The organism is Ruegeria sp. BG6 (assembly GCF_056538465.1).
In genome coordinates this window covers 655,161-667,922 of the sequence record NZ_JBQFTB010000001.1, presented here as the reverse complement: position 1 = coordinate 667,922, position 12,762 = coordinate 655,161, and the positions used below count along the sequence as shown (strand labels likewise).

Here is a 12,762-nt window from a genome sequence, read left to right as displayed (position 1 = left end):
GCCTTCCTTGGTGTCCACTATGGTACACAAAACGGCTTTTCGCCAAGCATCTTATTGGCGCGAAACATGACAATTGATCACCACAAGTTTATTTTTTAACCAATTGGTTATTAATTTTGGTGTCCGGGCGAAGGTTATGCGGGGTTGATCCGTCGAATATTCCTTTCTTTGGTGCCGCGGACATTGCCTCACTGCGCATACGGCTTAATGTGCTGAGGGTGGGGAAAGCGATGGGGATGGATATGGCCATAAAGATGCTGCTTTGCGATTGCGCGGGAACCCAGTCGCTGGATGCGGATAAGGTGACCTCGGCCTGCGACGTGGCGTGTTCCAAAATTCACAGCGCGCTGTGCACGCGGGAACTGGAAGCCGCCGCCGCTGCGCTGAAAGGCGAGGATACGACAATCATAGCCTGCGGGCAGGAGCAGGACGTGTTTCGTGACCTTGCCGACGATCTGGGTGTTGAAACGCCCGGCTTTGTCGATCTGCGCGACCGCGCAGGTTGGTCCGAACAGGGGCAGGATGCGGCACCCAAGATGGCTGCGCTGGCCGCCGAAGCACTGCTGCCGCAACCGATCACTCCCAGCGTCGATGTCGTTAGCGAAGGTACCTGCTTTATCATTGGACCGGGCGAGGTCGCTTTTGCGCTGGCCGGGCGTTTGTCAGGTACTTTGGCGATCACAGTGCTGGCCACGGATGACGCTGTACCGGTCTCCAGATCGTTTGACGTCGTGCATGGGGAACTGCGCGCGCTGAATGGGGCGCTTGGTGCGTTCTCGCTGAAGTTGGACAGGTTGAGGCAGTTGAAACCCGGCGGGCGGGGCGCGTTCGGTTGGACCGACGCAAAGGATGGCGCGCGCTCGGTCTGCGACATTGTGATCGACCTGACCGGCGGCACCCCATTTGTTCAGGCCCCTGCCAAGCGCGAAGGCTACCTGCGCGCCGATCCGCGCGATGCGCTGGCCGCCGAAAGGGTGGCGTTTGATGCGGCGCAATTGGTTGGAACGTTCGAAAAGCCGCTCTATGTTCGTCTCGATGAAACCCTTTGCGCCCATTCCCGGGCGGAACAGGTGGCTTGCACGAATTGTCTGGACATTTGTCCGACGGGTGCAATTACTCCGGCCGGAGAACACGTCGCAATAGATCCGATGATCTGCGCCGGATGCGGCGAATGTTCATCGGTTTGCCCGTCGATGGCGATCACCTACGAGGATCCGCCCCTGGCCGCTTTGCTGTCTCGGATGCATGTCCTGGCGCGCACCTACCGACGAGCCGGAGGCATCGCCCCGCGTTTGCTGGTTCACGATGCCCATGGGGCCGAGATGATCCGGCTTGCTGCCCGGTTCGGTCGGGGCTTGCCTGCGGATGTAATCCCGCTGGAACTGAACGTGATCTCGGGCTTTGGTCATGCGGAAATGCTGGCCGGTCTGGCCCACGGTTTTGCACGAGTCGATGTCCTGCTTTCGCCAACGACCGAAAAAGACGCGCTGGACAAGGAACTGATGCTGGCGCAGGCCATTGCCGATCCCGAGTGTCTTGATGTGATTGATGAAACTGACCCGGATGCACTGTCTGACCGTCTTTACGACCAGCATGTCCCGCAGGCTTTGACTGATCCGGTCCTGCCTTTGGGAAATCGCCGGCAGGTCGCGCGACTGGCAGCGCAGGCGCTGAACGGTGACGCCGATGAGCCGATCACTTTGCCACAGGGCGCGCCATATGGGGCAATTGCTGTTGATACGGATGCCTGCACGCTGTGTTTGAGCTGCGTGTCGCTGTGCCCGTCCGGCGCATTGGTCGACAACCCGGATATGCCGCAACTGAATTTCCAGCAGGACGCGTGTTTGCAATGTGGCCTGTGTCGGACGATCTGCCCCGAAAAAGCGATTGCTCTGGTCCCGCAGCTGGACCTGAGTGACAAGGCCCTGTCTCAGCAGGTGTTGAACGAGGAAGAACCCTTTGCCTGCGTCGAGTGTGGAGCGTTGTTCGGTGTGAAGTCCACGGTCGAACGCATTATGGACAAACTGTCGGGAAGCCATCCGATGTTTGCCTCATCCCAACAGGCGCGAATGATCCAGATGTGCGATAATTGCCGTATAAATGCGCAGTTTCAGCATCAGGACAATCCTTTTCAATCCAGCCCAAGGCCGCGTGTTGTCACCACCGAGGACTACTTCTCGAAGCGAAAGGATCACTGATGCTGCAGTGGCGCGCCCAGATCGGCCGCGCGGATGTTCGACACGAAGGCGAGGATAGCTTCCAAGTCCTCCAGCGTGATTTCGACCGGGTGAATGGGCGAGGGCCGGGTCGGATCGAACGGCGGTGTCAGCCCTGCGATCTGGGTGAACGAAGGGTGCGGGTTCAGCGCAAAGAAGGCTTCGAACCGCTCCGACCAGTCGGGCATGGCGCGCAGAACCGCAAAGGACGGGGTCGAGCCCAGACCGTTCATGCGGTTGCGCGGACCAATAACATGACACCTTCCGCAATGGGTAAACGACAGCTCGCGCCCGATTTCAGTGTTCGCGTTCGTTGCCGTTTCTTCAGCAGTTTCAACGGTGTCAAACTGCGTATCGAAAGAAGGGCCCTGATCCGGCACAAAGCTTTCGATCGTGCGCTTTCCAATGTCCGACAGCATCCAGTCCTCAAACCGGACCTGGCGGGGGTCATCCTGAATACGAAGATGGTAGGTGACGCCATCCCGGGCAAAGACGGGCTTACCCGGCGGGGAGGCCGCCACAGACATTATCCCGTTTTCATCGGCGATAACCCGGATTCCGGTCTTGAGGGAAAAGCGCGGAAGAATATGTTGCAGGAGACCCGAGTCCCTCACCTGATCCGGAGCCGCAAGCCCAAGCGCCTCCTGCGATAACGAAGGGGTGGCAGACAGCGACAGGCTCAGGCACAAAAGGATGGCACGCATTCCCCAAGCCTAGCGGCGACAGGCGGATAGCGTCAAATAAACTGAAAAAGACGGAGACACATGCAATGACAGGCGATACCCACACTATGGGGCGGAACAAGGAAACAGATGCATGAGTGTTCGTGACGCGGTTCTGGCGAACCTGAAAAAGATCACCGATCCGGTTTCGGGTCAGGACATCGTCAGCGCAGGTGTGGTGCGCGCCCTGAATGTCGAAGGTGAAACCGTTCGTTTCGTGCTGGAGATCGACCCGAAACAGGCCGAGCGGATGGAGCCGGTGCGTGCCGCCGCAGAACAGGCCGCGAAAATGGTCGAGGGCGTAGAAAAGGTATCCGCGATGATGACCGCGCATTCCGAAAAGGCGCCGCCGGATCTGAAGCCGAAACCCAAGCCCTCGCAAACAGGGCCACAGCCGGTTGCGGGTGTTGACCGGATCATCGCCGTGGCATCTGGCAAGGGCGGGGTCGGTAAATCGACGGTTTCCGCCAATCTGGCCTGCGCACTGGCCGCCGAAGGTCGCCGTGTGGGGCTATTGGATGCGGATGTTTATGGGCCTTCGCAGCCGCGTATGCTGGGGGTGTCCGGACGACCGGCAAGCCCTGACGGAAAAACGATTCTGCCGTTGCGCAATCACGGTGTCACCATGATGTCGATGGGCCTGATGACCAACGAAGGGCAGGCGGTCGTGTGGCGTGGCCCAATGCTGATGGGCGCGCTGCAGCAGATGATGAACCAGGTGCAATGGGGTGCACTGGATGTGCTGATCGTCGATCTGCCGCCCGGCACAGGCGACGTGCAACTGACGCTGAGCCAGAAGTTCCGGGTGGACGGTGCCATCGTCGTGTCAACTCCGCAGGACGTGGCACTGATCGACGCCCGCAAAGGCATCGACATGTTCAATCAGCTCAAAACGCCCATCGTGGGGATGATCGAGAACATGTCGACCCATATCTGTTCGAATTGCGGACATGAGGAGCATGTATTCGGACACGGCGGAGTGGCCTCCGAAGCCGCTGCGCTGGGCGTGCCGCTGCTGGGGGAAATTCCGCTGCATTTGGACATTCGCGTCGCAGCCGATGGCGGTGCGCCGATCGTGGTCAGCAAGCCAGACAGTCCGCAGGCCGAGGCGTTCCGCAAGATCGCCCGCGACATGATCGCCGAGGGCCAGGCATGACCGAGCCGGTCTTCCCCCCATTGCTGACCGGACATCCGGTTCAGGGCGGGGAAGACCCGTTTGACCGCGCGCAGGCAATGGCTGCGCTGGGCTGTGACGCGGGCGCGGTCGTTTACAATATTCAGGCAGACCGTCTGCGGGTTGCGATTGTCTTCGCGCCCGAGGTGCCGCTGCGGGACGCAATGGCAATGCTTCCGTTGTGCGCGGTGGGTTTTCAGAACGCTTTGGGCGCGCTGGCCCCGCCCGAGGTTGCCGTACATCTGGGCTGGGACGGTTTGGTCTGCGTGAACGGGGCCCGGTGTGGGCAGTTTCGGGCCGCTGCTTCCGCCACTAGTTTGGAAGAAATCCCTGACTGGTTGGTGATCGGGTGGGAACTGGCCTTGTTGCAGACAAGCGATGCACCCGGGGAAAACCCTGATGTCACCGCGCTGTATGACGAAGGCTGTGCCGAAGTCGGCCCGGTGCAGTTGGTCGAAAGCTGGTCGCGTCACATGCTGACCTGGCTCAATCGCTGGCAAGAGGACGGCAACGGCCCGTTGCACGCAGAATGGATGGGACTTCTGCGCGGCGTGGGTGAGCCGATTGAAGAACAGGGCGTGTTCCTTGGCACGGATGAAAGGTTCGGTATGCTGATCCGCAAGGGTTCGGACACCCAACTGCGCCCACTGACTGAATTGCTGGAGGCATCCTGATGAAATTGGCCCGTGCCATTCACTTTGACGAAAGTGACATGAATGTCTTTCAGTCGCCTGCGCGCACCGGTGAATGGTGTATTTCGGGCGGGTTCGAGTTTTCGAACTGGGGATCGGCCGATCTGGCTGGCAGGGCGCGGCAGGCCTTTGCCAACGGCTGGCTGGGGCTTGAGACATTCGGACGGGTAACATTCGTCGCCGTTACCAAGGTCGAACCACCCGAACTTGACCAGATCGCGCAGAGCCTCGCGGATCATTTCGTCCGTTTCTACGGAGCCCCGTCAATCGATGCAGCCCTGGGCGTTGCACAGGCCGAAATTGACCATATGTCCGGCCTGTGTGAAGAACACGCGCCCAACACGCTGCTGACCGTTGCTCGCGAGTTGACCGATTCAGGTGTTCATGAAGCGTTTCGCGTCATCGTTCCCCAAGATGCTGAACTTGAGGCGCTTGCCGTCCATGGGTCACTGGACGAATAGCGTTCAGATCGTATCGACAAAACCACCGAACTGACCGCGTTTGAAAATCAGGCCCTGACCAGTCCGGTACATCGCGGTTTCGACGCGGCCCACCAAGATCAGGTGATCGCCCGCTTCGTGCCGGTCATGCAGATGGCAATCAAACCGCGCCAGGCAGCCGTCCAGTTGAGGGCGACCGGCAGGATCCGCGCTCCAGTCTGCGTGCGAGAAATCAAAGCCGTTTCGGGCAAATTTCAAAGCCTGATCCTGCTGCTCCTGCGCCATGACGTGGATCGAATAGTCCGTGCACGCGCTGAAGGCGTCAAAGCGGTTGGAATCCTTGGCAAGGCACCACAGAACCAGCGGGGGATCCAGCGACACCGAGGAAAAGGAATTCACGGTAATGGCGCGCGGCCCTGCGGCCGTGTTGGTCGTGATGACCGTCACACCTGTGCCGAAACAGCCCAACGCCTGGCGAAAGGCGTTGCTGTGATCCGGGCCGGGGGTGAAGGTTCTATCCGTCATTGCGCGCTCGTGTTTCAGACGCGCACCAGGTGCCATGAGCGGTCGGGTTTGTCCATGGAAAGGTGAAAATGGCGTGAATATTTACGCGTCAGTTCAGATCTTCCAGCAATCGCCCATGTTTGCGTGTTTCGACCAGAACATCGCCAAATGTCACCATCCCGCGTGCCCGAAGCATGGGCAGCATCTTGACCAGAGCCTCGGCCGTCGCGACGGCGTCGCCCAATGCCGTATGGCGCAGCGCCTCCGGGATTGTGATGTCCAGTCGCTCGCATAGTGCATCCAGAGTGTGTGTGTCGCTGGCACCGAACAGCACAGCCGACAGCAGGACCGTGTCCAAAATCAGGTGGTTCCATTCCACACCCATGCGTTTCTCATGCCGGCGCATAAACGCCATATCGAACGGAGCGTTGTGGGCCACAATGACCGCATCATGAGCGAACTGATGAAAAACGCGCCCAGCCTGGGCAATGTCCGGAGCCCCCTGGACCATGTGGTCGCTGACCTTGTGCACCTTGGTCGAAGCCGGAGGGATCGGAATTCCGGGGTTGACCAGCAAATCCAGATGCTCACCTTCGACGATCCGGCCCTTGACCACCCGGACTGCGCCGATCTGCACAACTTCATCCTTGTGCGGCAGCAGGCCCGTCGTCTCGGTATCGAACACCACGAAACACAGGTCGGTCAGGGCGCGATGTTCGAATTCTACATCGGTGGCTCCGTCCAACAGATCGAAATTGTAAACCAGCGGGCGGGCGGCCTCGGGCGGGATATTGGCGGCACTGTCGTCGAAGATCAGCATGTAGCCGGGCGCATGGCCCAGGGGTTTCATACGCGCGGCATAGCTTTGGTTGCCATCAATGCTGGTCAGCGTACATGCGACCTCGAGCCCGGTCTTGCACATCTTCTCATACGCCGCTGTCAGCGGGTTCGGCTGCAGATACTCGAAAAGAGAGGCGTTCAGCCTAGGATGGGAAATCTGGGCCAAAACCTCGGCGGCCTGCGCGTCGTAGAGAACGATTTTATGGGTCGGACCAGCCAGCAGCATTGCCACCGGAATTTCCGTCAACAGCGCCGTAAGCTTCCGCTTTTCAGCCGCGAGATGAGCAGTTTCCGCAGCGACGGCTTCGGCGATATCAAGGGTCTTGTCAGTGAGCCGATCCGCAAGCCCTGCCGCTGCCGGGGCCAGATCCCCCAAATACCGCGCGGCCTGAAGGTCAAGGTCGCTGCTGACACCGGCATGCGCACGGGCGCGCAGTTCAGCCGACAAGCGCTCGATCGGTTTCGCGACATTGTCGTCAAACAACAGCCAGACGCCGACACTTAGCGCCAAAAGGCCAAAGGCGATAAGAATACCGGCAAAAACAAACGCATTGGCCAGGTCCGGGTTGCCCGTTCGTGCGTATCCGACCCACAGGGCTGCAATGCAGACGGTCAATCCGCCAAGTGCCAGCAGACAGAAGAACAGGAATACTCTCAGGCGCAGGCTCAGCCGGGTCAGCATGATCAGACCTCGCAGGTGGCTTCTATGACCGGGTCTCCGGAACCCGCCGCGATCCAGGTGGCATTCAGCAGCCGTCCGTCATCGGCGAATTCTGCACCATCTGCGAGGTTGGCGCGGCTGTTTTCGGCGCAATTGACTGCAACGGGCAGTTTCGAAACCGGGGCCCAGCGACCGAAGAAGTATAAATCCACCAGGCGTTGCTCGGGAACCTGCGCGTTGGTGCGTACCGATACGGTATCGATCGCGGCAAAACGATCCACGAAGGGCACGGCATAGGTCCAAGGTCGATAGAAGGCGCGGCTTTCGACCTCCTGCACGATTTCCATTCCTTCAGGCAAGGTATCAAGCTGGCGCCCATACCACGAATATTCGCTGGCGATGGTCACTCCGATCATCCCGGCACCGGCGGCAACCGGCGCGGTCCAGCGGGGCAGACGGCCACCGGAAAGCTTGTTCAACAGCATTGCGATGCCTGCAAAAGCAAAACCTGCAAAAACCGTACCGATCAATTCAAGAAACATGGCTAACCTTTCTGACTCAGGCGCGTCTCGCCTCTTCTTCTTGTTCCAAATACGGTCGCCGAAAGCGATCCCATCGTACTCGTCAAACTACACTTAACCCAACATGCCCTTGCCGTGGCCTACCGCCGACTGCATCGTTTTTACCACGACAAAGGCATCGCGCAGATGACTTCGCTCAAAGTCGGACAAATCCGACGGGGGCAGGTAATTGTCGGGATCTTTCGCAGCCTTGATCTGCCGAACCTGATGTTCAAGCCGGGTTTCGGCAATCAGATCGTAGGCGTCCAGCAGATCCCGCGCGCCAGCGGGGCTCAGCACGCCGCCGGCCTCGGCGGCTTTCAGGCGTGCACGTGTGTTGGCTTTGGTGAATTGCCCCTGCAGACTGTAAATCCGGGCCAGATCCACCACAGGCACGACGCCGTTATGTTTCAGGTCCAGCGTGTTTCGATGCTCGCCCGAACGGATCGTCGCAAAGCCGCGGAGCAGGCCCAATGGTGGCGTGTGCTTGAGCGAGTTGGAAATCATGTGGGCGACAAAGATTGAATTTGCGCTGGCCGCGCCGAGCGTATCTGCCTGAAGATCCGAGAACAGCTCGAACGCGCCGCCGATGGGGCGCAGGTCGAACATAACCGAGGCCAACATCTGTGCCTCGGGGTTGGGTTTGGCGATCCAGCCCTTGAAATAGTCGCGCCAGACGCGGACCGGCTGACACCAGCGCGGGTTGGTGGCCATCATGTCGCCGGGGCAATAGAAATACCCGCAGGTGTCCAGCCCGTCCGAAACAAATTTGGCCAGATCAGCAAAATAGGGCATCTGGGCGTCCGTCACCTTATCGTGCAGCATCAGGCAGTTGTCCTGATCCGAAACACCTGTCTGTTCCTGCCGCCCTTGCGAACCGCACGCCAGCCACAGATAGGGAACTGGCGGTGGTCCAAATTTGTCTTCGGCCAATACCAGCAAGCGCCGGGTGGCAGTATCGGCAATGTCGGTGATCAGACGAGTCACGATCTCATGCCGGTTCCCTCCGGCCACCAACTGCACCAGCAACTGAGGGATTTCAGCCGTTACCAGCGCCATCTCCTCGGCGGATTGGGCGCGGGCGATCCGACGCACGAGTTCGGCGGAATTGACGGCCTGATAGTGGGTCAGGTCCGTTTGCGTGACGATGCCGACAAGACGTCCGCCTTCGGAAATGGGGATGTGGCCGATGCCGCGCTCCATCATGACATGCAGAACGTCCGAGCCGATATCCGAGGGCGAAAGTGTGACCGGATTTACCGTCATGATCGACGAAACCGGCGTTGCTGCGGGCATTCCGTCTGCCACGAACTTGCTTGCAATGTCCCTCAGCGTGGCAATGCCCAGAAGGGTCTCGCCTTCGGATACGCAAAGCGACGAGATATGCCTTTCTCGCATCAACTGCGCTGCCTTTTGAACCGGGGTGGAAGGTGGGCAAGTCGCAGGATCGCGTGCCATCAACACGTCAATAGCGGTGGTTGCCAGACTTTGCGGAGTGGAGCGGTTGCCCCGGGTTCGGTTGAAGAATCTCGAGACCACATCATGATCGTCGATCAGTTGGCGCACCAGGGCGGGCGGCAGCAGAATCAGAACAGACGGCGTGTCCGCGCGCGCATGCGTTGCTGCCTTGCCGTCTTTCAGTAGCCCCCGCTCGCCAAATGAGTTGCGCAGACCAAGGTGGGATACGACCGCGCCGTTTTCATCTGTGATTTCGACCTGTCCTTCGTAGATTACGAAAACACCAGGCAGGGGGCCGCCCAACGCGTAAACCGGGCTATTCGCTTCGACCTCATGAACCTCGATCTGCCGGGCAACGGCGTCCAGCGTATCCGAGGGCAGGGCGTCATAGGGGTGAACGGATTTCAGAAACCGGGTGATCTCATCATGGGACAGGGGCATTGGGTCGTCCTTGGCTTCTGAATGAAAAGCCCCGCCCGGTGGGATGCCGGGCGGGTACAGTGGATCGAAAGATGTGGTCAGCCATGGAGGGTACCGACCACATCAGGCTCATTTGTTCTGAGCTGCGCCTGCACCACGGGGAATGCGCACGCTTTCGACCAATTCGACGATCTCCGGCGGAGTCTCTTTGGTCATACCGGCGACGACGTAGGCAACGCCGAAGTTGATCATTGCACCAATGGCACCGAACGAAGTCGACTTGATCGGACCCAGAAGCGGGTCAGCATCGGTGAACGAGTTGGTGTCCGGAATGAACAGCCAGCCCTTGTGCAGGAAGATGTAGACCAAGGTCACGGTCAGACCTGCCAGCATACCAGCAACTGCGCCAGTGTTGTTGATGCGGGTCGAAAAGATCCCCATCATCAGTGCCGGGAAGATCGAGGCCGCCGCCAGACCGAAGGCAAGTGCCACGGTTTGCGCCGCAAAGCCCGGTGGGTTCAGACCCAGGTAGGTTGCAACGACGATGGCCACGGCCATGGCGATACGCGCGGCCAGCAGTTCTCCTTTTTCAGAGATCTGCGGGTTGATCGCACCTTTGACAAGGTCGTGGGACACCGCCGACGAGATCGCCAGCAACAGACCCGCAGCGGTCGACAGGGCAGCCGCAAGACCACCGGCCGCGACCAGACCGATCACCCAACCCGGCAGGTTGGCGATTTCGGGGTTGGCCAGAACCAGGATGTCGCGGTTGAACTTGGTCAGTTCGTTACCAACCCAGCCTTTTTCTTCCGCAATGGCTTGCATGTCGGCATTCGCGTCATTGTAGTACTGGATCTTGCCGTCGCCGTTCTTGTCTTCCCAGTCCAGCAGACCGGTTTTCTGCCACGTCTGCATCCAGTCGTAACGTGGATCTGTGTCGATGTCTTCAACCGAAACAGCGCCACCTTCGATGCCACCGTTGGGCCACATCATGTCGGTGATGTTCAGTCGCGCCATTGCGCCAACCGCAGGGGCAGTCAGGTACAGCAGAGCGATGAAGACCAGCGTCCAGCCAGCCGACCAGCGAGCGTCAGACACTTTCGGTACGGTGAAGAAGCGCATGATCACGTGCGGCAGACCGGCGGTACCGATCATCAGCGACAGTGTGAACAGTACCATGTTCAGCGTGTTCGAGTGGTGGGCGGTATATTCGTTGAAGCCCAACTCGGTCACGATCGCGTCCAGCTTGCTCAGCAGAGGCTCTCCGCCTGCGGTGTCGCCGAACAGCCCCAGCGCCGGGATCGGAGTGCCGGTCAGCTGCAGCGAGATGAAGATCGCCGGGATCGTGTAGGCGGTGATCAGCACGCAGTACTGAGCGACCTGAGTGTAAGTTACACCTTTCATCCCACCGAAAACCGCGTAGGCAAACACGACACAGGCACCGATCAGCAGACCGGATGTGTTCGACACTTCAAGGAAGCGGCCGAAGGCCACGCCAACGCCGGTCATCTGGCCGATAACATAGGTCACCGAAGCCACGATCAGACAGATCACCGCAACGATACGGGCGGTCTGGCTGTAGAAGCGGTCACCGATGAATTCCGATACGGTGAACTTGCCGAACTTACGCAGGTAAGGTGCAAGCAGCAGTGCCAACAGCACATAGCCACCGGTCCAACCCATCAGGAAGGTCGAGTTGTCATAGCCGGTAAAGGCAATCAGACCCGCCATCGAGATGAACGAGGCCGCGGACATCCAGTCTGCCGCTGTCGCCATACCGTTGGTGACCGGGTGAACGCCGCGACCGGCGGCGTAGAATTCGGATGTGGATCCCGCACGGGCCCAGATCGCGATGCCGATGTACAGCGCGAACGACGCGCCGACAAACAGCAGGTTGATGGTAAACTGGTCCATGGGGGTTACTCCTCATCCACGCCGTATTCGGCGTCCAGCTTGTTCATGCGCCAGGCGTAGTTGAAGATCAGCACCAGAAAGACCAGAATCGATCCCTGCTGAGCGAACCAAAAGCCCAGGTCGGTGCCGCCAACAGCGATACCCGACAGCAGAGGACGCAGCAGAATGCCGAATCCGAAAGACACCAGCGCCCAGATCACGAGGCTGATGTAGATGAGGCGCAGGTTGGCCTGCCAATAGCCCTTATCGGCCTCGGCAGCCTGCGCGGAGTTTGTAGATTGATCCGCCATCGCGGGTTCCTCCTTCGCTTCGTCGTTGAGCGGCCCCTTGCCCAACTCCTCCAGTGCGTTGGGCCGCCTCTCGAATGCGCCGAACGCCGGGTGGCGTTTGGCAAAACTCCTCCGGTCCGCCAAGGCGGGTCCGTTGAAGTATTCTTTTGTTGGATCAGAGCCCCAAATTGGGCTTCACTTATCCCCTTAACTCATCGCGTCGCCGACGATCTGTTCCAGATCACTGGCTATGTCTTCGATCCGGCCCATGGCGTTGGTCCGTTTCAAAACCTCATGACTTTCGTAGTAGTCGATCAGCGGAGCGGTCTGCGCATGGTAGGCTTCCAGCCGGGACGCAACGGTTACCGCATTATCATCGGCGCGGCGCTTGAACTCCGTGTGACCGCATTTGTCACATTTTCCTTCGACCGCCGGTTTCTTGAACTGATCGTGGTACCCCTCACCGCAGCCAGCACAGGTATAGCGGCCCGAGATGCGGGTGATCATCTCGGCATCTTCCACCTCAAGGCTGATCGCGGCGCTGATCTTCTGACCGTTTTCGGCCAACAGTCCATCCAACGCTTCGGCCTGAACCGTAGTCCGCGGGAATCCGTCCAGAATGACACCCTTGGCGCAATCCGGTTCCGCCATCCGGTCGCGCAGGATGGCTATGACGATCTCGTCACTGACAAGATCGCCGGCTTCCATCACGGCCTTCGCGGCCTTGCCTGCCTCGGTTCCGGCAGCAACGGCGGCCCGAAGCAGATCGCCGGTACTCAGTTGGACCAGCCCGAACTTTTCTTCAAGCATGCGGGCCTGTGTGCCCTTCCCGGCGCCCGGAGGGCCGAGAAGGATCAGAACGGCGGGTGTGGTGATCGTGGCAGCGTCCATC

12 protein-coding genes are annotated in these 12,762 nt (G+C 59.6%); 4 read left to right on the top strand and 8 right to left on the bottom strand.

All coding sequences use genetic code 11. The features are described 5' to 3' along the window. Positions 1 to 242 precede the first annotated feature (242 nt). Entirely contained in the window at positions 243 to 2,198 is a 1,956-nt protein-coding gene (locus ACR0JW_RS03310) for a 4Fe-4S binding protein (RefSeq protein ID WP_480713580.1), read from the top strand. On the opposite strand, the gene ACR0JW_RS03305 is transcribed toward ACR0JW_RS03310, so the two are convergent. Continuing rightward, positions 2,192 to 2,920, bottom strand: a complete 729-nt coding sequence (locus ACR0JW_RS03305; protein WP_170676707.1) for a cytochrome c family protein — start codon at positions 2,918 to 2,920, stop codon at positions 2,192 to 2,194. The genes ACR0JW_RS03310 and ACR0JW_RS03305 overlap by 7 nt on opposite strands. A gap of 112 nt (positions 2,921 to 3,032) precedes the next feature. On the opposite strand from ACR0JW_RS03305, the gene ACR0JW_RS03300 reads away from it, so the two are divergent. The 3 genes from ACR0JW_RS03300 to ACR0JW_RS03290 are packed head-to-tail and all read left to right on the top strand — an operon-like array spanning position 3,033 to position 5,265. Next, positions 3,033 to 4,094 carry an Mrp/NBP35 family ATP-binding protein gene (locus tag ACR0JW_RS03300; RefSeq protein ID WP_170676709.1) on the top strand — a complete coding sequence of 354 codons (1,062 nt, stop codon included), beginning with the start codon at positions 3,033 to 3,035 and terminating at the stop codon, positions 4,092 to 4,094. Next, complete coding sequence (locus tag ACR0JW_RS03295) at positions 4,091 to 4,786, top strand: biotin/lipoate--protein ligase family protein (protein WP_170676711.1); 696 nt, start codon at positions 4,091 to 4,093, stop codon at positions 4,784 to 4,786. Before ACR0JW_RS03300 ends, ACR0JW_RS03295 begins: the two co-directional genes overlap by 4 nt. After that, positions 4,786 to 5,265 carry a DUF6505 family protein gene (locus ACR0JW_RS03290; RefSeq protein WP_480713579.1) on the top strand — a complete coding sequence of 160 codons (480 nt, stop codon included), beginning with the start codon at positions 4,786 to 4,788 and terminating at the stop codon, positions 5,263 to 5,265. The genes ACR0JW_RS03295 and ACR0JW_RS03290 overlap by 1 nt, the downstream gene beginning before the upstream one ends. Positions 5,266 to 5,268: 3 nt before the next feature. Here the strand turns inward: ACR0JW_RS03290 and ACR0JW_RS03285 are convergent, their stop codons facing one another. The 7 genes from ACR0JW_RS03285 to ACR0JW_RS03255 form a co-directional block, all read right to left on the bottom strand. Next, positions 5,269 to 5,769, bottom strand: a complete 501-nt coding sequence (locus ACR0JW_RS03285; RefSeq protein WP_170676715.1) for a flavin reductase family protein — start codon at positions 5,767 to 5,769, stop codon at positions 5,269 to 5,271. Positions 5,770 to 5,857: 88 nt separating this feature from the next. Beyond that, positions 5,858 to 7,270, bottom strand: a complete 1,413-nt coding sequence (locus ACR0JW_RS03280; protein WP_170676717.1) for an exonuclease domain-containing protein — start codon at positions 7,268 to 7,270, stop codon at positions 5,858 to 5,860. Positions 7,271 to 7,272: 2 nt separating this feature from the next. Further along, positions 7,273 to 7,791 carry a hypothetical protein gene (locus tag ACR0JW_RS03275; RefSeq protein WP_170676719.1) on the bottom strand — a complete coding sequence of 173 codons (519 nt, stop codon included), beginning with the start codon at positions 7,789 to 7,791 and terminating at the stop codon, positions 7,273 to 7,275. 93 nt (positions 7,792 to 7,884) lie between these two features. Then, entirely contained in the window at positions 7,885 to 9,708 is a 1,824-nt protein-coding gene (locus ACR0JW_RS03270) for a DUF294 nucleotidyltransferase-like domain-containing protein (protein ID WP_480713578.1), read from the bottom strand. 108 nt (positions 9,709 to 9,816) lie between these two features. Further along, positions 9,817 to 11,601, bottom strand: coding sequence for a sodium:solute symporter family protein (locus ACR0JW_RS03265; protein WP_170616216.1), 1,785 nt, complete (start codon positions 11,599 to 11,601; stop codon positions 9,817 to 9,819). 5 nt (positions 11,602 to 11,606) lie between these two features. Further along, entirely contained in the window at positions 11,607 to 11,891 is a 285-nt protein-coding gene (locus tag ACR0JW_RS03260) for a DUF4212 domain-containing protein (protein WP_170348424.1), read from the bottom strand. Between the two features lie 186 nt (positions 11,892 to 12,077). Further along, positions 12,078 to 12,761, bottom strand: coding sequence for an adenylate kinase (locus ACR0JW_RS03255; RefSeq protein ID WP_170676723.1), 684 nt, complete (start codon positions 12,759 to 12,761; stop codon positions 12,078 to 12,080). Position 12,762 lies beyond the last annotated feature (1 nt).